The organism is Arcobacter sp. F2176 (genome assembly GCF_004116465.1).
Classification (GTDB): Bacteria; Campylobacterota; Campylobacteria; order Campylobacterales; family Arcobacteraceae; genus Arcobacter; species Arcobacter siniprincipis.
Genome location: NZ_PDJV01000008.1, coordinates 107,970 through 128,779, shown reverse-complemented (window position 1 = coordinate 128,779; position 20,810 = coordinate 107,970). Strand labels below are relative to the sequence as shown.

Below are 20,810 nucleotides of genomic sequence, written 5' to 3'. Positions count from 1 at the left end.
CTCTCTTCACAAGGTCATATTTATGACCTTGTGTTTTTTCTAATATCCAGCTATTTGAATATAATAAGAGATAGTTTCAAGTATATTTTGAATAAAGAATATTGAAATAATCATAAACACTGCACAAGAAGCAACAATCACTTTACTAGTAGTTGTAGCATTTACCATAAATTTTATTCCTTCAACACTTGGCTCTTTTAAGAACATATAAACTATTGGTCTTAGATAATAATAAGCTGCAATTGCAGAGTTTAAAGCCATAATAAGAGCCAATACCATATACCCACCATTAACAGCTGCTCCTAAAAGATACATTTTCCCCCAAAACAGTGCAAAGGGAGGCAGTCCGGCAAGAGATAGTAAAAACAATCCAAAAATAACAGCAGTCATAGGAGATATTTTAATAAGTCCAGCATATTTTTCTAAAGCATGATCTGAACTAAAAGTACTATAATCTTTACTTCTATTTAGCCATAACATAGCAAAAGCACCAAGATTTGTAATTGAAAATAAAATCCAATATAAAAACATAGCCGTTGTTGCTTGTGTTGTACCTATCATAATTGCAGATAAGGCAAAACCTGCATTTGAAATAGAAGAATATGCTAACATTCTATTTACATCTTTTTGAAGTAGTGCTATTACATTTGGAATAGTCATTGTTAAAACAATAATTGCTATTAAAATAGCTTCTACAAACATATTTCCAGAAGAGACAAATATCTCAAAAAATCTTAAAGCTACAACAAAACCTGCCATTTTTGGAACAATTGACATAAACCCAGCAAGTGAAGCAGTTGAGCCTTCATATACATCTGCAACCCAAACATGAAAAGGTACTAAAGAAAGTTTAAATCCAAGAGCAGCTAAGATAAATACAATTCCAAGTAATATAAGAGGATAGTTTTCAAAATCACTTGTAAAAAGTACTTCTGAAATCTTACCAAACTCTACGGTTCCTGTTATAGCATAAAAAATCATTGACCCAAAAGCAAAAAAGGCAGCAGCTAGTGCACCCATTGTAAAATATTTTATTGCAGCTTCTATTGCGTTTGCTCTATTGTGCATAGCAATAATCGTATATAAAGCCATTGAGGCTGTTTCAAGTCCTACAAATATCAAAATTAGTGAATCAGAACTAACCATAAATTGAAAACCTGCAATCATAAATAAATATAAGGCATAAAATTCTGGATATCGTTGTTCATTGAATCTTTGTTTTGTAAATGATAATAATATAAATAAGATAGAAGCAATTACCATAATTGCTTGAGCAAGAATTGAAATACCATCAATCATCATCAAGTCAAACATACCTCTAACATCACCATTATAAGTTACTACTGCTACTAAATCTACTATTAAAAATAAAACAGCCAACATAATATACAAAGACTTGTCAAGTTTTTTATTTGCCAAATCTATGCATAAAATAATTAAAGCTCCTACAATGGCAATTGACATAGGAACTAAAGTTTGAATATTTAAATTTGCAAAATCAATTGAAATAGCTGGTATCATTATTTTGCCTCCCCAATTGTATTTGACGACATAAGTTGTGCTTTAGAAGCTGGTTGCTGTGCTTTTATTTGCATAACTTGAACTAAATGTTTCACAGAAGTATTAACTGGTTCTAAAATAGGTTTTGGATAAATTCCTAAAATAATAACCAAAGCAACTAAAGGAATAAGTGCGACTAACTCTCGCCCCTTTGCATCTTCTAAACTCTCATTATTTGTATTTGTTATTGGTCCAAAAAAAGTCTTTTTATATAAAACTAACATATAAACGGCCCCTAAGATAATAGTGAGTCCAGCAATTATGGTAAAAAGTGGTGATACTTTAAAGAATCCCAATAAAGATAAAAACTCTCCCACAAAACCAATAGTTAAAGGCAGACCAATCGAAGCCATAAGCATAATTGCAAAGATTGTTGCATACTTTGGCATAACCTTAGCCAAACCTCCAAATTCACTCATCATTTTAGTATGTCTTCTATCATAAATCACACCTACAAGCATAAACAGAGCTCCTGAAACAATACCATGTGAAATCATCAAAAATATTGAACCACCAATTCCTTCAACATTTAAAGCAAATGTTCCTAAAATAATAACACCCATATGAGATACTGAAGAGTATGCAATCACTTGTTTTATATCTTCTTGGGCATAAGCTACCATTGCTGTATAAACTATAGCAATAAGAGCTAATATTGCCATTGGTATCATATAATATACTGCTGCATCTGGAAACAGTGGAAGTGAAAATCTTATAAATCCATAAGTTCCCATTTTAAGCAATACCGCAGCTAGTATCACTGAACCAATTGTTGGAGCTTGTCCGTGCGCATATGGAAGCCAAGTATGAAATGGCACCATTGGAACTTTTATAGCAAAGCCTAAGAAAAAGGCTACAAATAACCAAAGTTGCATATCAAATGGCAATATCAGCATATTCCAATCTAAAAGATTAAAACTCCAAGAACCTGCTGTCACATAATATACATAACCTAAATAAAGCATACCAAGAAGCATCACTAAAGAACCAGTGAAAGTATAAATAAAGAATTTAATTGAAGCATAAATTCTTAAATTTCCACCCCATGCTCCTATTATATAAAGCATTGGAATAAGTGATAACTCCCAAAATAGATAAAATACAATTGCATCTAAAGCTAAAAATACACCTACCATAGTCATCTCTAAAAATAACACAGTAATAATCATATTTTTTAAAGCTCTTTTTTCAGTTAATCCTATAATTGATATAAAAGTCATAAAAGTAGTCATAAGAACTAAAAATAGTGAAATACCATCTATTCCTACAACATAACTGATTCCATAAGCATCAATTAATGGTGCTGTTTCTAAAAACTGCATATCAGGCATTGAACTATCAAAGCCATACCAAACTAATAGTGAAATGAAAAACTCAACGGCTGTTACAATAATTGCATAAGTTCTAATAGAATCACTCTTTACTAAAAACCCTATAAATGCAGCAAATGCCGGAAAAAATATTAAAATTGATAAAATATGTTCCATACTTTCTAACCCTTTACTTTAAAAACCCAAGCGCTACACTTAGAACTAATAATAAAACAAACCCATAAACCATCACTTTTAATAGTGTCGATAAATTACTTGATTGAAGAGGTCTAACCCCTTTACCTGAGGCATAAACCAGTTTTCCAATACCATCAACAATAAAATCAATAATTTTAAGATCAATATATTTCCATGCAAATTTACTCATTGCCAAATATGGTTTTGTTATTACATACTCTAAAAAATGAGGCATGAAATATTGATTTGCTAATAGTTTATAAAAGAAGCTATCTTTTACATTTTCACTAAAATAAGTACCTGCTCTTACATACCTAAGTGTTGCAAATAAGACTCCAGCGATTGCCATGGCACTTGTAACTATAATAAGTACAAGTACAACTTCTTCATGAACATGAACATTTAATCCTGGTAATACTTTTATTATCATCTCTTCAAAAGAATCTTTAAACCAACCTGTAACAATTGCAAGTATTGCAAGTGGGCTCATAGCTGCTATTACAAAGCTATAAGTTTCATGTGGATGATAACCAAGCTTTTTAAATCTCTCTTCACCAAAAAATACATACATAACAAGTCTAAATGAATAAAAAGCAGTCAAGCCAGCTGTTACCCAAAGAATAGTCCATAAAATATATTCATGAGCACCAAAGGCAACTTCTAAGATTAAATCTTTAGAATAAAATCCTGCAAGTGGCCAAATACCTGAAAGAGCGGCAGAAGCTATTATCATAATAATAGCCGTACCTTTCATGTGCTTATATAGTCCACCCATATTTTTTATATTTATCTCATCATTTAAAGCATGCATAACATTTCCAGCTCCTAAGAAAAGAACTGATTTAAAAAAGGCATGGGTTGCTAAATGGAATAATGCCACCCAATAAGCTCCAAGACCAGCTGCTACAAACATATATCCAAGTTGAGACAAAGTGGAAAATGCAATGATTTTTTTAATATTAGAAGCTACCATTGCTTGAGATGCTGCAAATACTGCAACAAAAGCACCAAGACAAGCGATACCATAACCAACTTCTGGAACAGCTGTAAAAATTACATTTGCTCGCACAAGTAAATAAACCCCAGCTGTTACCATAGTCGCTGCATGAATTAGTGCAGATACTGGTGTTGGACCTTCCATTGCATTTGCAAGCCATTGATTAAATGGAAATTGTGCTGATTTACCCATAGCACCAATAAAAAGGAAAATTGCAATTGCTATAATAATTCCATGGGACAAGTTTCCAACATTTGCAAATACGACATCATATTGAAGAGAGCCTAGATTCCAGTAAATCAAAAATATTCCAACTAACATACCTAAATCTGCAACTCTATTCATAATAAAAGCTTCATTTGCTGCATATGAAGGTGAGATTGAAGAGTAAGGTGAAAGAGTAGAATATGGTGAAGTATATACATCTTTTGATTTTGCTTTATCTTCTTTGTGATACCAAAATCCAATCAATCCCCAAGAACAAAGACCAACCCCTTCCCATCCAATGAACAATCCAGCAAAGTTATCACTCATAACTAATATCATCATAGAAAAAACAAAAGCTGATAACCAAGCAAAATATCTATTAAATGATTTGTCATGATCCATATAACCAATTGAATGAATATGAACCATAGTTGAAACAATAGTTACGACTACCATCATCGTAGCACTAACTGCATCTGCTACAAAACCAAAAGGAATACTAAGATTTCCTATTACTATCCAATCCATAAGTTTTACACTTATTATCTCATCTGATGAAATAATATTAAAAAGTAAAATCAATGAAGCAACCATAGAAACAGCTAACATCAAACTTGTGAAAATCCCAGTAAACAAAGTTTTAGGTTTCATTGAAAATAGTGAGGCAACTATTGAACCAACTAAAGGAGCAAATAACGCAATATATACAAATTTTTCCATTTACCCCTCCATATTTTGTAAAGTATCTAAGTTGATAGAATTTTTTCTTTTATATAATAAAATTAATAATCCCAAACCAACAGCAACTTCACTTGCAGCAATTGCTATTATAAAAAATGCAAACATTTGACCTGTCAAATCTTGATGGAAATGTGAAACAGCAGCAAGTCCGATATTCACAGCATTTAACATTATCTCTGTTGAAAAAAATAGCATTAAAAGATTTTTTCTTCTAATCACACCTACTAAACCTAAACAAAATAGAAGTGATGAAAGTATTAAATACTCATTTAAACTCATTTGCTATCCTTTTCATTTGATGATTCAAGGGCATCTATTTCATCTTCACTAAGTTCTGAATATGATACATCCATCTTTTTACCAGCAAGTATAATTCCACCTATCATTGCAACTAATAACATTACAGCTGCAACTTCAAAGGGAACTAAAAATTTTGTAAATAAAATAACCCCAACATCTTGAGTATTTCCATACTCTGGATGAACTGCATAATCAGAAATTATATTAGTTGATATAATTGGAGAAAGAAAAGCTACAACCGTAATAAGTGCTGCTAATCCACTAAATAAAAATACTAATCTTGGGTTTTGAATTTTTTCTTTTACTTCACTCATAGAATCAAAAAACATCATTCCAAAAGCATAAAGAGCCATAACAGCACCTGTATAAACTACAATTTGTACGATTCCTAAAAAATCTGCATTTAACAAAAAGAAAAAAGCAGAGATAAAAATCATACCAGCTGCCAGAGAACTTAGTGCATATAAGGCATTATTTGTAAATACTGTTATTCCAAACATAAATACTGTCAAGATTGCAAACAAATAAAAAGCTACTATTTCAAACATCATATCTCCTAATACTCTAGTGGAGTTTTTTTGATTTTTTCATCAGCATCAGGAGATACTGCACCAAAACCTGGATACTCTTGTTGTTGTGCTAATTTATCAAGTGGAGTTAATAAATCATCTTTTACAACAAAGTGCGCTCGTTGTTCTCCTGCATTTTCATATCTTCCCCCATGAACAATGGCAAGTTCTGGACAAACCTCAGCACAATATCCACAGAAAATACATCTACCGAAGTTTATTGTATATTCTAAAACCTCTTTTCTAGAGTTTTCATCAATTCGTGTATCCATTCTAATACAATCAGAGATACAAATTTTTTCACAAAGTCCACATCCAATACATCTGTTTTCACCTGATTCTAAAAGACCAAGTAGTTTATGTACAGCTCTATATCTAGGTCCTATTGGTAGTTTTTCAGCAGGATATTGCACTGTGTGCATTTGTTTATTAAATAAAGCTTCTCTCATCATATTAAAAGTAACTCTTAGTCCAGTAAAAAGTTCCCCTTTTATTGATCTTTTAAATATTTGTTTAAACTCTTGCCAAGGAGTTTCAGGAGAACTATTATCTTGAATATTTATATAATCATGCTCGCTTATATTTCTATTTTTTAAATCTTCTAAATTCATCCTATACTCCCAACTATCATTACAAATGCACCAGTAAGTAAAATATTAACTACTGCTAGTGGCATTAATATTTTCCAACATAACCACATCAATTGATCTGGTCTGACATGTGGCCAAGAAGCTCTTGTCCATAAGAAGAAAAATATTAAAAATGATACTTTTAAAATAATCGCTAATCCACCTGGAATAAACCATAAATCATTGTACCCACCAAGAAAAATCAGTGAAATCAAAAATGAGATTGTAAATAAATTTGCATATTCACCTATAAAAAACATTCCCCATCTCATTCCAGAATACTCTGTTGCATAACCTGCAACAATTTCAGCTTCATGTTCAAGTAAATCAAATGGTGTTCTGTTTGTCTCTGCAAATCCTGCCATCACAAAAAGAATAAAAGCCAAGGGTTGAGTCCAAATAATCCAAGAAGTAAATCCTGCACTTTGATACTCATTTATATCAATTAAAGATAAAGAACCCACTAACATAAGAGGTGCTAAAAGAGCAAGTCCAGATACAACTTCATAAGATAAAAGTTGAATGGCAGTTCTTGCCCCTCCTAATAGTGCCCATTTATTTCCACTACTCATACCAGCTAATAAAGGCCCATAAAGTCCAACTGAAGCCACACCCATTACAAATAAAACACCCACATTGATATCTGCAATAATTGGTCTAATCGTATATCCAAAGATTTCAAACTCTGGGAAAAAGGGAACTGCGGTCATTGCAATAAAGGCTGTGGCTGCTGTTATAATTGGAGCAATCATAAAGATTGGTTTTACAGCATTTTGAGGAATAAAATCTTCTTTTGTAAATAGTTTTATCCCATCACAAACAATTTGTAATAATCCATAAGGTCCAACATTTGTAGGTCCCAATCTTCTTTGCATAAAAGCTAATATTTTTCGTTCAATATAAGTTGTAAACCCAGCAATTGCTGAAAATACAGCTAATATAACTACAGCTTTAACGATTGTCTCAATTATAATACTTGTCTCCATATTACACCTTTTTCACATTTGCACTTGTAAATCTATATCCATCAAAAAGAGCTTTTGTATTTAACTGTTTTTCAAAGCTTGATACATATGCAATTTCCCCTGATACTTGATTATCAAAATAAACATTTACTTCTATTTCACTTCCATTTGCACTTAATAGTACTTTATCTCCAACACTTAATTCCAACTCTTCTAAAAATGACTCATTTGCAAACATTCCACTTTCTAAATTATCTTTAAACTCATGGGCTATTGCTGTGAATTCATTGAATTGATTGATTGGATTTGCTTTATAAATAGTTATTTCTGAAGAATTAACTTCAAAACTTGCATTTTGTTTTTTGGCTATTTCATCACTTGAATCCACATCAAGGGTATTTAAAATATAACCTCTATGTTCACTCCAATCATTTGCAAAGTAGTTAGTTAAACTATCAAATTCAAGAGCTTGGAAACCTTTATCTACTGGTAAAGATTTTGTATACAAAATAGTGTGTTCAACTTCTGTTCCAAGTAAGGTATTTGCAATATCATTTAATACATAACCCTTATAAGGTAAAGCTGCATTTGTAGGAACAACTCTTTTATCTATATTTGCAAATGTTCCTTCTTGTTGGTTAAGAGCTGGCATATCTAAATCTCCATCTCCTAAAGCTGATAGTTGGAAATCTGCTTTTACATTGTATCCTACGCAATAACTTCCTTCAACTTCATCTAAATCACAAATCAAACTAACCCCTAAAGTGTTTGTAGAAGTAGGGATAATCACAACTTTAAATTGCGTATATTTTTCTACTAAGGCTGCTAATTTTGCAAGATTTTGTGAATTTGGATGAGTGATTAAATCTTCACCTAAAATCAAAGTGTAGCTATCTTTTTTATCTTTCATAGCTTCAATAGTTTCAAGTAGTGTTGCATCTGCATTTATCTCATCAAGTAATCTTGTATATTCATACTCAACTTCTTTTGTAACTTTTTTAGGAACCATCTTAGTTACTTCTTTTTCTTCACCACTCTCTTCATCTTTTACAATAGATACTACTTTTTCTTTTATCATCTCTGTAATAGATTTAACTCTTGTCTCTTTATATGAGTTAAGAGTTGTTTGAATATTTTCTGGCAAGTTTTCACCAAATCTATCTAAAATAAAGTATAAAATAGACTCTTCTGCTAGTGGATTATGATAAATAAACTCTGTAGTTTTTCCCCTTTTACCACATTGTTCCATTACTGGATCACCCATTGGATGAAAATATAATCCAGCTCCCTTATTCATAACAACTGAGTTATTAAAAGCATACTTTGTATTTGGAGAATCAGATTTTAAATAAGAGCCAACAGAAATTACAAAGTTAGAGTTATGTATATCTTTTAAATCTGCACTATAAAGTGATTTACCACTAACACTTGAATATGCATCAAGAAATTTTTTATAAGATAAGGCATCATTATTTATAAGTTTATATGCAAACTTCTCTTTTAATTTTTGTAAAATAAAAGCCTCTTCATTTGTAATAAATGAATTAAACTTAATAGTATCAGCTTTTTTAAATGCTTCAATTGCTTTATCAAAAGCTACCTCATCTTGGCTTTCAACTCTATTTTCAAAGTCATATCCAAATCTAGCAGCGCCATTTATTGAAGCATAATGATGTTCATTTGTAACCCTATAGATTTTTTGCACATTATGATTTACTATTGACTCATGTTTCACTTCATAATAAAGCAAGGCACAATCACTTGAGTGAGGATTTGCTGCTGGTATTTTTGTAAGCTCCCAAGAGTTTGATTTATATTGGAAATCATTTGATACAAGTGCTCCCACGGGACAAACAGAGATACACTCTCCACAATCAACACACTTATCTTCTTCAAATCCTATAAGTGATTTATTTAGTTTATTCCACATAGCATATGCATCTTTTGGCATACTTGCTTTAAACACACTAGGAAGAGCGTCAGCTCCTCTTTTTACAGTTGATAAAGCATTTGAACCAATCATATCTTTACATACTGTTACGCACTTCTCACAAACAATACAAAGTCCTGGGTCATAATTCATAACTCCCCAATGTTCCCTTGGTCTGTTTACATCTCTTATGGCATAGCTTTGAGAATCTACTTTTTGATAAAGAGTATAGTTTTGAAGTTCACAATCACCACTTTGATCACAAACTCCACATTGTAATGGATGATTTACATCATAAACTTCCATTACTGCTCTTCTTTCTTTTTCTATATTATCAGTTGTAGTTGTGATATTCATACCATCTTTTGCTTTTGAATTACAGGCATAGATTTGTTTTCCATCAGATTCAACTAAACATAATCTACAGGCTAATGTTGGTGAACATCTAGTTAAATAACAAATCGCAGGTATAAATATTCCATTTGCTCTAGCAATATTTAGTACACTTTCACCCTCTTTTGCCTTTAACTCTTTGCCATCAATTGTTAAAGTAATCAAGTCACTCATTCTTCAACCTTTTCAATTTTTACTTGTTTATACCTATAGCCTCGAGATAAGAAACTACTATCTTCTTCATTTACACCACAAATTGCAATAGTACCTTGTAAATTTTTATCTAAAATAAAAGTTTTTTGAACAGAATCTTTTCCATAATTTAAAAAGATATCATCTTTATCTTGCACTTTTGCAACTCTAGCAAATGATTCACTTCCATATACAAAACTATCATCTTCATCTGTGTTATATTTATAAATTACTGTTCCATTATATGAACTTAACTCTTCAACATCTTCGAGAGTTTCATTTGAAGTTATTTCATCATCTGTTAATATAACTACATTAAAATCAGTAAACTCTTCAAAAGCTTTTAGCATAGAGTATAGATTGTCTACTCTTTCATGGGTAAATAAATCTTGCCCTATAATTATAGTTTTGTTTTTTTTATCTAAAGATCTTTTAACCATCTCTTCAAACTCTTCTTCCCCGGCACTACTTTCAGCGGAGATATAACCATGATCTAAGTCTTTTAAATATTTTTCTAAAGAAGCACTTCTATTTTTTGTAAAAAAATCTAAAAGTAGAGCTAAAACTCCCTCTTCACTTCCAACTTCATACTTTAAAAACTGTGTATAGAAAAGTTTTAAATCAATATCATCTATAGGATGCATATAAATAAATTCTGCTTCATTTTTTGCAATAGCTTCTAAAATCAAATCTTTAACTTCTTCGTTATCTCTTGAAATCATTGAACCTAAACATATAATGTAATCACTTTTTGAAACTATTTCTAAATTTGTATTTTTATTCATCATCTTCATCTTCTTTATCTTTTTCTTTTTTTGGTTCTTCTTCAAACGGTTTTATTTCTGGTTTTACTTTTTTTACAACTATTGTCCAATCTACTTCATTGAATTTTAAAGAGTTCATTAAAGTATATCCAGCTTCATAAATAACATCAGCTGATTTTTGGATATGTGAAAAATCTCCTATTTCAAAAAGAAATATTGCATTTTCACCATCTTTTATATCTTTATCCATAAGTTCTAGCATTCTAGAATAAAAATCATCTTTTAATGGTCTTAAATCATATCTTTTCATATATCTACTCCTTATCTATCAATCTCACCAAAAACTACGTTCAAGTTACCAATAATAGTAACAACGTCAGCTAATTGGTGACCAACTAATATTTCTTCCAAAATAGATGTATGCCAAAAAGAAGGAGCTCTTACTTTCATCTTATAAGCATAAGGACTTCCATCACTTACAATCATAAATCCTAACTCACCTTTTGGTGATTCTGTTGCCACATAAACTTCACCACGAGGTGGTCTCATACCTTGAGTTACTAAAACAAAGTGTTGCATCAAGGCATAATTTTGAGTCATAATATCCTCTTTTGTAGCTGAGATATATTCAGGCTCATTTGCCATAAGTTGTGAAGGAGAAGCTTTATACATAGGGACTAATTGTCTTAATATTTTTGATGATTCTCTCATCTCTTGCATATGCACTTGATATCTTGCAAAACTATCCCCAGCAGTTGCTATTGGTATATCAAAATCAAGCTCTGGATAGATACCATAAGGCATCTCTTTTCGCAAATCCCATTTTTGACCAGTAGCTCTCAATATTGGTCCTGTACATCCCCAAGATTTTGCTGTTTCATTATTTATTACTCCAACATTTTCAAGTCTCATTCTCCAGATTCTATTATCTGTTAAAAGTGCTTCATATTTTGGTATTTCCACAGCTAAGATGTCTAAATACTTCTCTAAATCTTCACACCAATTATCAGGTAAATCTAAAGGTACTCCTCCTATTCTAACTGCACTATGAGTAAGTCTTGCTCCACAATAGTCTTCTATCAAATCTAAAGCAAACTCTCTTTCTCTAAAGGCATATAAAAATACAGACATTGCTCCCACATCTAAAGCATGAGTTGCAAGCCAAAATAGATGAGAGATTATTCTATTTAGCTCTATTAACATAGTTCTTATTATCTCTGCTCTTCTTGGTGCTTCTATTCCTAATAGCTTCTCAACTGCTAGGGCAAATCCATAATTATTTGAAGTAGAGGCTATATAATCCATTCTATCAGTTGTGGGCATGAATTCATTATAAATCATATTCTCACCCATTTTTTCCATACCTCTATGTAAGTATCCAATATGAGGCCTAGCTTTTACTATCTCTTCACCTTGCAGTTCTAAAATAAGTCTCATTTGTCCGTGAGCAGATGGATGTTGTGGTCCAAAATTGACCACCATAGTATTATCTTCTCGCTCAAAGTTTATATTTTCAAAAAAAGGTTTTAGTCTATTGGTTTGTTGCATTATCTACCTTCTCTCATCTAATATTTTTGATTTTTTCTCATCAAAATCTTTAACAAGTCGTTTTCCGAAAAGTTTAACTCCACCCTCTTCTGTATAAGCAAGTGGGGTTTCTTTTTCTTCTCCCTCAACTATTGGTGTTCCAAAAGGAACTTCATGACCCAATCTTGAAAATCTTGTAGTGTCATATCTATCAATAGCTGCATCGTCTCTCTCTTCTGGACCTATTTCTTCTCTTGCTTCTTTTCCAAAAATATGATCTACTTCGTACCATTGTGCAACTTCATCACCATGAAGAGGATATGTCTTTCTTAAAGGGTGGTCATACCAATCATCAGGCATAAGTATTCTTTTCATATTTGGATGATTTATTACTTTTACACCATACATATCGTACATTTCACGCTCTGACCAATTTGCCATTTTAAATAAAGAGTAAACTGACTCTATAGTTTGTTTTTCTTCAATAAAACACTTAACTCTCATTCTTTTATGTTTACTCATAGAAAGCATTTCATAAAAGATTTCAAAACCACTTCTAGCAGATAAATAATCTATTGCAGAAAGTTCCATAAGCATGTCATATTCTAACTCTTCTTTTAAAAGTTTTAGTGTAGTTACATTATCTTTTGGGTTTATATATATTACTAACTCTTTATTTTCAACATAAGCTTCTAGTATTTGAACTTTTGAACTTATTTTTTCTATATCTTTTTCATAGATTTCATCACTTCTGGGATCACTTCTAGGAACCATAGGAGAGACAAAAAATCTATCAGTGTAGTATGATTTTTTTTGTACATTATCTTTAGGAGTATATTTTCTCATTATACTAACCTCTTTTTCTTTTTAGATAAAAATGAAGATTCTCTTCTTATTTTCTTTTGAAGCATCATAAGTGCATATTGTAAGGTTTCAGGTCTTGGAGCACATCCAGGAAGATAAATATCCACAGGTATTACTCTATCTACTCCTTGAACAGTGGCATAGGTATTAAACATTCCACCTGTATTTGCACATGACCCCATAGAAATAACCCATTTAGGATCTGGCATTTGGTCATATAGTCTTCTCATATATTCAGCATGCTTTTTTGTCAAAGTTCCAGCAACAATAAGTACATCTGCTTGTCTTGGACTTGCTCTAAATATAGTTCCAAATCTGTCAAAATCGTATCTTGAAGCACCAGATGCCATCATTTCTATTGCACAACATGCCAAACCATAAGTTAAAGGCCATAAAGAGTTACTTCGTCCGAAGTTTACAATTTTGTCAACAGTTGAAAGAGCAATAGGTGCTCCTCCATCTTGAAAATATTTTATTTTATGCTGTGCCATTCAAGCGCTCCTTTTTTCCATGCATAAATAAAGCCAATAGTTAATAAAACAATAAATAGAATCATTTCCACAAATCCAAACCAACCTAGAACTTTAAAATCAACTGCCCATGGAAACATGAAGATAATCTCTATATCAAATAAAATAAATAATAAAGCCATAAGATAAAATTGCACAGAGATTGTATTTGGCTGTTTTGTAACTTCTGGTCCACATTCATAGTATGTAGTTTTTAGTTTTTCTGTATCAAGTCTTGCCATTTTTCTACTTACAAGCCTTGCTAACCACACTGTTGCAATAAAGGCACCAAAGGTTAAAACAAACATGATAAAAACACCAAAATACGGATGGGAGAAATCCATATGAGTCATAATTATATCCTTAATTTATTTATATTTAAAGAATTTAGTTTTTTCATTTTAAGTTATATTCAGTTAGATATTAGCAAAAAGCTTTTAAATCTAGACTTAATATTTATGCATATAAAATATGCATCTATTAAAAAATTTATTCCATATTTACACACTTGTACGATAAAACTATTTCATTATGGATTTATAATAAGCCTAGCTTAAAATAAAATAAACAGTTTATATTAGTTTTTTTAATAACCACTTCCAAAGTTCTATATATGCAATATTTATTCCATTATTTTACTCTTAACTCTTTTAAACTATAGAAATAATTTTTTCTCATCTTTTATTAAGGCACCTTTTTATATTATCATCACTTAAATAACTTAATATAAATGAGGAAAAATGAAACTACTATCATCGTTACTTTTTATTGCTCTATTTTTTGTAGCTTGTTCAAATATTAATCCAGAAAATAGAACTATAGAATCAAAAGAAATCTTAATCCAAAAAGCAAACAATAATAATATTGATGCAATGTTAGACTTAGTAAAATATTACAAGTTCCCAGAGACAAAAGAAGGGTTATATTATTTTAATAAATGGTATCCCCTTATAGAAAAAAGCAAAGATACCCAAGGGCAAACAAATATTGCAGAAATCTATTATAAATATGCAGATATGTTTATAAATGGAAAAGAAAAAGCTACTAATTTACTAATTAAAACATCTGACTTAGGAGACATAAAGTCTTCAGTGCTTCTTATAAAAATATATTTAAAAGGATATGCAAGTAAAGATGCAAATAAATTATTAAATAAAATAATTGATAAATTATCAAAAGAACAATTGTCAGATTTGTACACTGAATTTTCAAAAAAATACAATAGTAAACCAGCAGATAAAATTTTAGAAACAATGAAAAACAAAGGTTATGAAGAACCTTTTATAGTAAAAATGAAATATTTTAGATCATTGATATATAATAAAAAAGATACTGAGAAAGAAAAGGTCTCAACTTTTGTAAATGAAGTAATTGCTTCTAAAAATATAGAAAATATGATTACAACTGCACAACTACTTAGAAGACAATATTATTATAGAAATGATGCAATTAGAGTATATGAAGAGGTTATAAAGTATGATCATTCAAATGCTCAAGCTTATTATGACATTTATAGAGTCTTTAGCTTTTCAAGAGAAAAAGATGGTCTAAATATAGATAAAGAAACGGCTATAAACTACTTAGAAAAAGCTTCTGATTTGTCTAATGAAGATGCTTCGAACGAATTATTAAGAATATACGCAAAATCACAAGAGTATATAAAAGAGTATGTAAAGTTAAAAGAAAAACTACTTCAAAAGGATAAAGGGAAACTGGTATTAGCAAAATATTATAAAACCCATGGGAAAAATAATGCTGCAAATGAACTTTTTGAAGAACTTGCAGAAAAAGGTAATATTGATGCAATAATTGAAATCACAACAAGAACTCAATCAAAATATAATTTTGACCCAGAAGAGTTTCAACTAATAAAAAAGTGGCAAGAGTATGCTATAAAAAGTGATGATAAAGAACTTAAAAAAGAAATAATTAAAAAAATAACATTAAGTTACCGTAAGAAATATTTTACAGACTTTTTAGAAGAATTAAAAAAATCAGATACTCAAGATTACAAAAATATTTTAACACTAAGAAATCTTGCAAAAGAAAGCTATCGTGCTTATGATTATCAAGAAGCTATAAAATACTACACTTTAGCATCTTCTTATGGTGACATATTTAGTAAAAGAAGCCTTGCCAAACTTTATTTAGATAGTAAGGTAAACAAATATGATGAATCAGTCAAAATACTAGAAGAACTTACAAATAAGGGAGATGAAGAAGCAAGAAAAGATTTAATATCACTTTATACATACCCTCCATATGGATATGAGAAACAACCACTAAAAGCAATGGAAATATATAAAAAATATGCACTAAAAGGTGATATTAGGTCTATTGAAAAATTAACTATTTTCTATATTTGTGATACTTGTGGAAATGGAAAATATATAGATTATAAAGAAGGAATTAAATACCTTAATCAACTAATAAAACTACGAGGAGAAGCTAGAGACTATGCAACACTTGCTTGGCTTTACAACTATGGAAAAGGCGTAGAAGTTAACTTAGAAAAAGCAAAAGAGAATTATTCAATAGCAATAGATAAAGGATATAAATCTGGATATTACAGACTTGCAAATCTATATTATCATGATGATAAAACTTTACCAATAATAAGACTTGATTATAATGAAGCATTAAAATACTTAAAATTGGGATATGAAGAACATGACAAAGATAGTGCCTTTTTATTAGCAAAATTTTATGAAAAAGGTTTTGGAGTTAAAAAAGATCTTGAAAAGGCAGTTGAATATTATAAACGAGTAGCTTATTCAAATGACAGTGTTTCTAATTTTTTAGGTAATTATTATAAAAAAAGAAAAGAATATGAAAATGCAAGAAAATATTTTTCTTATGCTGCAAGTAATAATTATGGTGAATCTCTTATTGATTTGGGAGTTTTATACGAAAAAGGTCTAGGTGGGAAAAAAGATATTAATAAAGCTATTGAGTATTATGAAAGAGCTTACAAAAAAAATACATCGCAAAAAGATATAGCTGCATACAATCTTGGATTAGTGTATCAATATGGAAAAGGTGATATCAAAAAAGATATTAAAAAAGCAAAAGAGTGGTATAAAAATTCAAATTATAAGAAAGCAAAAGATAAATTAAAAGGCCTAAAATAAGTACTCGAAAGAGTACTTATAAGATAACTCTTTTTAAAAAAAACCAACCTTATTTTCAGAGTCAAATTGAGATTTTTGCTCTTTTGTAATATGTTCTTTGAAGTCTTCCATTTTGAAAATTGGCTCATCCATAACTGCCACTTTATAAGCAGTATTTTTAATCACCAACTCTATTTGTCCACCTGTTAGTTCTATCTCTGATATTTTATTTATATCAAAGTCTTTATCCAATGGGATATTTTCTGGTAATAGTTTTTTCCAAAGTTCTAGCCTTTGTTCTTTGTTTGGTTTTACAAACTCAATTTTATAATTAAATCTTCTTGAAAATGCTTTATCCAAACTCTCTAAAAGGTTTGTTGTAGCGATTAGTATTCCATCAAATCTTTCAATTTGTTCTAAAAAGATATTTTGCATTTGGTTATGCATCTTATCACTACCACTTGTTGATTCTGTTACCCTTGAACTTAAGAATTGATCTGCTTCATTAAGTAATAGTATTGGCTCACTTTTTGTTCTATCTCTTATATCAACATATGTTTCAAAGATTTTTCTAACATTTTTTTCACTCTCACCCACATACATAGATAGTATTTTAGAACAGTCAAAAGCTAAGACTTGTCTTTTAAGTGATTTTGCCATAGCTAAAGCTGTAAGTGTTTTACCAGTACCTGCAATACCATAGAAAATGATTCTTGCATCAATTCCTTTTTTTCTATCTTTTATCCCCCACTCTTTAAGTCTATTTATTACTTTTTTGTCAACTTGTTGTAAAAGAGCATCTAATGTTTCTTTTGTTTTTGGATTTAAAACAACATCTTCTAATGTTTTATCAGTAGATATTAGTTCAAACATATCTTGCTCTTTTATTACATTATCAATTTTGATTTTTGAAGCTCTTGTTTTCTTTTTTGCTGGGTGTGAGATTTTGTATAAAACTTCATCTGGAATATAAAAATTTCTATTTATCCCACCAAAAGGAGTTAACATCTCATCATAATCTACAAGTCCAGTTGAAACTAATTTTGAACTCTCTTCTAATAAACTTCTGTTTTTGATTTTTTCATAATCATCATGTGAAATCAAATCAATAAGTGAATTCATATCTCTTATTGATTCATCACCACCTGAATACTCCTCTTTTAATAAAGCAATAAATATCATTTGCTCTTGTTCATTTAGATCATTTTCTTTGAAAAACCCTACAAGCATGATTTCATGTGGCGTTGCTATTACTCTTTCTTTTATTCTATTTTCCAAAAGTGTAAGTTTTGATTTTAGTCTTTTTATATTTGGAGATTTTTCATCAAAATTATGTTTCACTACATTTAATTTTTGTGCTAAATCTATTTTGAAAAACTGGTCTTGCAAATATTCTAAATGATCACTATATTTTGTAATCTCAGGTAAAGACATATCCATAGAACCATCTTCCATAAGTTTTAAAAATGATGGAGTTAAAGATACACTAGAATTTAGTAACTCCAACTTTGATAATTCACTTAGTTTTACAGGTGTAAATGAGTTTTGAACTAACCAACCCAGTTCAAGTAATGATTTGATAACTTCAAGTTTCTCTAAATGCTCATATTTCTTTACATCATAAAATTCTGATAAAATATCAATCACCATCAAAGCATCTCTTCCACTTATATACTCTTTTGTAAGATATTGAAGTATTTTTCCCTCTTCTAAGTTACACTTCAATTGTACAAAAAGGTCCTCTTTTTGCAAGTCTATGCTTTGTATAAATTTAATTAATTCGTTCATTTAATAGTTATTCCTGTTTTTATTATATCTGTAAATTTTTCTTCCATAAATATCAATAATACATTAAAAAATCTTAAAAGAAGATACTCCTATTTTAAGATTTTATTTAAGCCTTCATAAAAAGTATCAGTGTCGATTTTTTCTTTAAAGTATAGCTTCTCACTTCTTTTTAATGTATCGATTAAAATCTCCTTATCTTCTTTTTTTACATTTTTGATATCATCATACTTAATATATACATTTTTTGTAAAATCTATATTAAACTGATTATTTATAATTGTTATATTATCTTTACATAAGCCCTTATATCTTGACTTATAATCATATATCGTATTACAAGAATTATTTTTATAAAACTCTTCTATCATATTTATATTAGATGAATCCATATATAAAACCCACCCAATAGCAACTAAAAACGGAGAAAACAAAAGAAGTAAAATCATAAAAAAGATCCCTAATATTTTTTTATATTTTACATGAGTTTTTATTAAAGTAGATTATGAAAATATAATTAACTAAAGAAATAAATTTTATCTCTTTAGTTAAAAGCTGAGATTTTGTAGTTGTTTTTTAAAGTATTAAATAGAAAAAGATTTTTCTATCATATCTTTTATTTTTTCTTGTAAATCAGGATTTTTATCTAAGATTTTTAGACTATTATAAATCTCTAATAATTCTGATTCTTCAAATGTTGAAATATCATCAGCTGATGCATATACAAATTCAAGTTTTATATAATCCACTCGTTCATCACTTGTAGTTTTTACAAAGATTTGGCTATTTGCAAAAGCATTTTTTTGTATATTTTTTGCAATATCATCACTGAAACCCAAAGGAAGATTAGGGTTTATTACTACATGAATAAAGATTTTATTACTTTTTATTTTTATAGAATCAATATCAACACAATCATAATGCTCATAAATTATCTTATCACTTTTAGCAAATAAATCATACAAAGGACAAATATCAAGTACATTTTTCTTTTTAAACTGTGGTAATGCTGACATCATAAGAAAGTAGTTATTAAATTGTTTTCTATCAAGTGGTCTTGCTACTATTTTTTTGTGTTCAAAACTGCTATTAAAAAGTGTTGCTGTTCTATTTAAGTCAAGAGTGTTGTTATTTTTCTGCTCATTGTTGTTTATCATAAACCATACCTTTATTATCTTAGGTTTATTATATATTTTTGAAGATTTTTTTGGAATGAGATTTTGTATGAAATGATAAGAATTAGAGATGAAAAACAGTTTATTAAACTATTTTTAAGCAAAGTAATTCGTTTTACTCCAAATTTGATTTTGTTCCCAGTTTTCTATAAAGCCCATACTTTCAAGTTTTACTTTAGGATATTTTACTAATAATGCTTTTATCTTTGATTTAAACTCTATTTCATCTTCTCCTATGCTTGTAAGAATAAACTCAATTACACTCAATGCGAAAAAGATTTTATTTTTACTAGTTTTCATCTGTTCAAAAGCCTTAAATCCTTTGGGTACTTCAAAACTAACTCCCAGTGTTCTATTCCAAATTCTACTGTGGTGAGCACAAATATTTCGAACACTAGATAATGCATGCAACCATTTATAGAAAACTACCTTATTTATCCCCTTTATCCTTTTTATGACTTGCTTTTGTTCTTCCTCTTTTAATATCATAAAAAACTTTGACAAAGTTCCAAAAGAGATAATTTCAACTACACTCCAAACAGGTAAATCAACTGAATTATATTTTTCTTTAAAATGTTTTATAAAATATTCTTTTGAACGAGATTTTTCTTTTAAAATATCATTTTGTAGTTCGTAAAACTTGTCTGCTTTGTTTTCTCTAAAATTATTAAGGACTAAATAGCCAAAGGCATCATACTTTAATGAATGGAAATAAGCTATTTGAGTTCTAAAATATATTTCTATACTTTCAATTGCTTCAAAGATAATTTTTCTTAACTCCGCATCAAAATAATATAAAGAGATTATATCTTCAAAAGAGTTATCAGGTAAAAATATATTTTTGTTTTCGCTATTTTGTGGATATTGAAAAGGTAAAAAGTATGCACTAAGTCTATAATAGTTTATATGTTGTAGTTTTGTCAAAGCAAAAGATTCATTTGAAATAAGCAATTTTCTTTGTTTTAAAATTTCTAATTGTTCATTAAAAGTTTTATGTTTTTTTTGATACGAATTTTCTTGATTTTTTATGTTTTGTAGTTGTTCTTTGAAGTCTAACATGAAGAAAACCCTCTCTTTGGCACTTG

At 29.6% G+C, this 20,810-nt stretch carries 19 protein-coding genes; 1 reads left to right on the top strand and 18 read right to left on the bottom strand.

The features are described from left to right. Window positions 1-39 precede the first annotated feature (39 nt). From nuoN to CRU95_RS09155, 14 genes are read right to left on the bottom strand one after another with little or no spacing between them, the layout of a single operon-like run. On the bottom strand, window positions 40-1,521 hold the full coding sequence (gene nuoN / locus CRU95_RS09220) for an NADH-quinone oxidoreductase subunit NuoN (RefSeq protein ID WP_129100847.1): 1,482 nt from the start codon (window positions 1,519-1,521) through the stop codon (window positions 40-42). Beyond that, window positions 1,521-3,047: an NADH-quinone oxidoreductase subunit M gene (locus CRU95_RS09215; protein ID WP_129100846.1), complete on the bottom strand. Its 1,527-nt coding sequence runs from the start codon at window positions 3,045-3,047 to the stop codon at window positions 1,521-1,523. Before CRU95_RS09215 ends, nuoN begins: the two co-directional genes overlap by 1 nt. Window positions 3,048-3,060: 13 nt before the next feature. Further along, the gene (gene nuoL / locus CRU95_RS09210; protein WP_129100845.1) at window positions 3,061-4,992 is read right to left on the bottom strand and encodes an NADH-quinone oxidoreductase subunit L; all 1,932 of its coding nucleotides are present in this window, start codon (window positions 4,990-4,992) and stop codon (window positions 3,061-3,063) included. After that, window positions 4,993-5,292: an NADH-quinone oxidoreductase subunit NuoK gene (gene nuoK, locus CRU95_RS09205; protein WP_129100844.1), complete on the bottom strand. Its 300-nt coding sequence runs from the start codon at window positions 5,290-5,292 to the stop codon at window positions 4,993-4,995. Then, complete coding sequence (locus CRU95_RS09200; RefSeq protein WP_129100843.1) at window positions 5,289-5,861, bottom strand: NADH-quinone oxidoreductase subunit J; 573 nt, start codon at window positions 5,859-5,861, stop codon at window positions 5,289-5,291. Before CRU95_RS09200 ends, nuoK begins: the two co-directional genes overlap by 4 nt. An 8-nt stretch (window positions 5,862-5,869) precedes the next feature. Further along, window positions 5,870-6,493 (bottom strand): NADH-quinone oxidoreductase subunit NuoI, encoded by a 624-nt coding sequence (gene nuoI, locus CRU95_RS09195; protein ID WP_129100842.1) that lies wholly within the window; start codon window positions 6,491-6,493, stop codon window positions 5,870-5,872. Continuing rightward, window positions 6,490-7,497, bottom strand: coding sequence for an NADH-quinone oxidoreductase subunit NuoH (nuoH, locus tag CRU95_RS09190; protein ID WP_129100841.1), 1,008 nt, complete (start codon window positions 7,495-7,497; stop codon window positions 6,490-6,492). Before nuoH ends, nuoI begins: the two co-directional genes overlap by 4 nt. 1 nt (window position 7,498) lies before the next feature. Beyond that, window positions 7,499-9,973, bottom strand: coding sequence for an NADH-quinone oxidoreductase subunit G (locus CRU95_RS09185; RefSeq protein ID WP_129100840.1), 2,475 nt, complete (start codon window positions 9,971-9,973; stop codon window positions 7,499-7,501). Next, window positions 9,970-10,776, bottom strand: coding sequence for a hypothetical protein (locus CRU95_RS09180; RefSeq protein ID WP_129100839.1), 807 nt, complete (start codon window positions 10,774-10,776; stop codon window positions 9,970-9,972). Before CRU95_RS09180 ends, CRU95_RS09185 begins: the two co-directional genes overlap by 4 nt. Further along, window positions 10,769-11,065 (bottom strand): NADH-ubiquinone oxidoreductase subunit E family protein, encoded by a 297-nt coding sequence (locus CRU95_RS09175; RefSeq protein WP_129100838.1) that lies wholly within the window; start codon window positions 11,063-11,065, stop codon window positions 10,769-10,771. The genes CRU95_RS09180 and CRU95_RS09175 overlap by 8 nt, the downstream gene beginning before the upstream one ends. 11 nt (window positions 11,066-11,076) lie before the next feature. After that, entirely contained in the window at window positions 11,077-12,303 is a 1,227-nt protein-coding gene (gene nuoD, locus CRU95_RS09170; RefSeq protein WP_129100837.1) for an NADH dehydrogenase (quinone) subunit D, read from the bottom strand. Between the two features lie 3 nt (window positions 12,304-12,306). After that, window positions 12,307-13,128 carry an NADH-quinone oxidoreductase subunit C gene (locus CRU95_RS09165; RefSeq protein ID WP_129100836.1) on the bottom strand — a complete coding sequence of 274 codons (822 nt, stop codon included), beginning with the start codon at window positions 13,126-13,128 and terminating at the stop codon, window positions 12,307-12,309. After that, window positions 13,128-13,637 (bottom strand): NADH-quinone oxidoreductase subunit B family protein, encoded by a 510-nt coding sequence (locus tag CRU95_RS09160; protein ID WP_013136771.1) that lies wholly within the window; start codon window positions 13,635-13,637, stop codon window positions 13,128-13,130. Before CRU95_RS09160 ends, CRU95_RS09165 begins: the two co-directional genes overlap by 1 nt. Continuing rightward, complete coding sequence (locus CRU95_RS09155) at window positions 13,619-14,008, bottom strand: NAD(P)H-quinone oxidoreductase subunit 3 (RefSeq protein WP_129100835.1); 390 nt, start codon at window positions 14,006-14,008, stop codon at window positions 13,619-13,621. Before CRU95_RS09155 ends, CRU95_RS09160 begins: the two co-directional genes overlap by 19 nt. Window positions 14,009-14,395: 387 nt before the next feature. On the opposite strand from CRU95_RS09155, the gene CRU95_RS09150 reads away from it, so the two are divergent. Continuing rightward, complete coding sequence (locus tag CRU95_RS09150) at window positions 14,396-16,786, top strand: tetratricopeptide repeat protein (RefSeq protein WP_129100834.1); 2,391 nt, start codon at window positions 14,396-14,398, stop codon at window positions 16,784-16,786. Window positions 16,787-16,819: 33 nt separating this feature from the next. On the opposite strand, the gene CRU95_RS09145 is transcribed toward CRU95_RS09150, so the two are convergent. From CRU95_RS09145 to CRU95_RS09130, 4 genes are all read right to left on the bottom strand, one after another. Continuing rightward, complete coding sequence (locus CRU95_RS09145) at window positions 16,820-18,553, bottom strand: ATP-binding protein (protein ID WP_129100833.1); 1,734 nt, start codon at window positions 18,551-18,553, stop codon at window positions 16,820-16,822. Between the two features lie 89 nt (window positions 18,554-18,642). Beyond that, window positions 18,643-18,999, bottom strand: coding sequence for a hypothetical protein (locus tag CRU95_RS09140; RefSeq protein WP_129100832.1), 357 nt, complete (start codon window positions 18,997-18,999; stop codon window positions 18,643-18,645). A gap of 135 nt (window positions 19,000-19,134) precedes the next feature. Then, the gene (locus CRU95_RS09135) at window positions 19,135-19,707 is read right to left on the bottom strand and encodes a hypothetical protein (RefSeq protein ID WP_129100831.1); all 573 of its coding nucleotides are present in this window, start codon (window positions 19,705-19,707) and stop codon (window positions 19,135-19,137) included. A gap of 114 nt (window positions 19,708-19,821) precedes the next feature. Then, on the bottom strand, window positions 19,822-20,784 hold the full coding sequence (locus tag CRU95_RS09130; RefSeq protein ID WP_129100830.1) for an Abi family protein: 963 nt from the start codon (window positions 20,782-20,784) through the stop codon (window positions 19,822-19,824). Between the last annotated feature and the right edge of the window lie 26 nt (window positions 20,785-20,810).

Bases quoted from the DNA above. Each gene is read 5' to 3' on its own strand.
- nuoN (WP_129100847.1), bottom strand. From the start codon at position 1,521: ATGATACCAGCTATTTCAATTGATTTTGCAAATTTAAATATTCAAACT.
- CRU95_RS09215 (WP_129100846.1), bottom strand. From the start codon at position 3,047: ATGGAACATATTTTATCAATTTTAATATTTTTTCCGGCATTTGCTGCA.
- nuoL (WP_129100845.1), bottom strand. From the start codon at position 4,992: ATGGAAAAATTTGTATATATTGCGTTATTTGCTCCTTTAGTTGGTTCA.
- nuoK (WP_129100844.1), bottom strand. From the start codon at position 5,292: ATGAGTTTAAATGAGTATTTAATACTTTCATCACTTCTATTTTGTTTA.
- CRU95_RS09200 (WP_129100843.1), bottom strand. From the start codon at position 5,861: ATGTTTGAAATAGTAGCTTTTTATTTGTTTGCAATCTTGACAGTATTT.
- nuoI (WP_129100842.1), bottom strand. From the start codon at position 6,493: ATGAATTTAGAAGATTTAAAAAATAGAAATATAAGCGAGCATGATTAT.
- nuoH (WP_129100841.1), bottom strand. From the start codon at position 7,497: ATGGAGACAAGTATTATAATTGAGACAATCGTTAAAGCTGTAGTTATA.
- CRU95_RS09185 (WP_129100840.1), bottom strand. From the start codon at position 9,973: ATGAGTGACTTGATTACTTTAACAATTGATGGCAAAGAGTTAAAGGCA.
- CRU95_RS09180 (WP_129100839.1), bottom strand. From the start codon at position 10,776: ATGAATAAAAATACAAATTTAGAAATAGTTTCAAAAAGTGATTACATT.
- CRU95_RS09175 (WP_129100838.1), bottom strand. From the start codon at position 11,065: ATGAAAAGATATGATTTAAGACCATTAAAAGATGATTTTTATTCTAGA.
- nuoD (WP_129100837.1), bottom strand. From the start codon at position 12,303: ATGCAACAAACCAATAGACTAAAACCTTTTTTTGAAAATATAAACTTT.
- CRU95_RS09165 (WP_129100836.1), bottom strand. From the start codon at position 13,128: ATGAGAAAATATACTCCTAAAGATAATGTACAAAAAAAATCATACTAC.
- CRU95_RS09160 (WP_013136771.1), bottom strand. From the start codon at position 13,637: ATGGCACAGCATAAAATAAAATATTTTCAAGATGGAGGAGCACCTATT.
- CRU95_RS09155 (WP_129100835.1), bottom strand. From the start codon at position 14,008: ATGACTCATATGGATTTCTCCCATCCGTATTTTGGTGTTTTTATCATG.
- CRU95_RS09150 (WP_129100834.1), top strand. From the start codon at position 14,396: ATGAAACTACTATCATCGTTACTTTTTATTGCTCTATTTTTTGTAGCT.
- CRU95_RS09145 (WP_129100833.1), bottom strand. From the start codon at position 18,553: ATGAACGAATTAATTAAATTTATACAAAGCATAGACTTGCAAAAAGAG.
- CRU95_RS09140 (WP_129100832.1), bottom strand. From the start codon at position 18,999: ATGATTTTACTTCTTTTGTTTTCTCCGTTTTTAGTTGCTATTGGGTGG.
- CRU95_RS09135 (WP_129100831.1), bottom strand. From the start codon at position 19,707: ATGATAAACAACAATGAGCAGAAAAATAACAACACTCTTGACTTAAAT.
- CRU95_RS09130 (WP_129100830.1), bottom strand. From the start codon at position 20,784: ATGTTAGACTTCAAAGAACAACTACAAAACATAAAAAATCAAGAAAAT.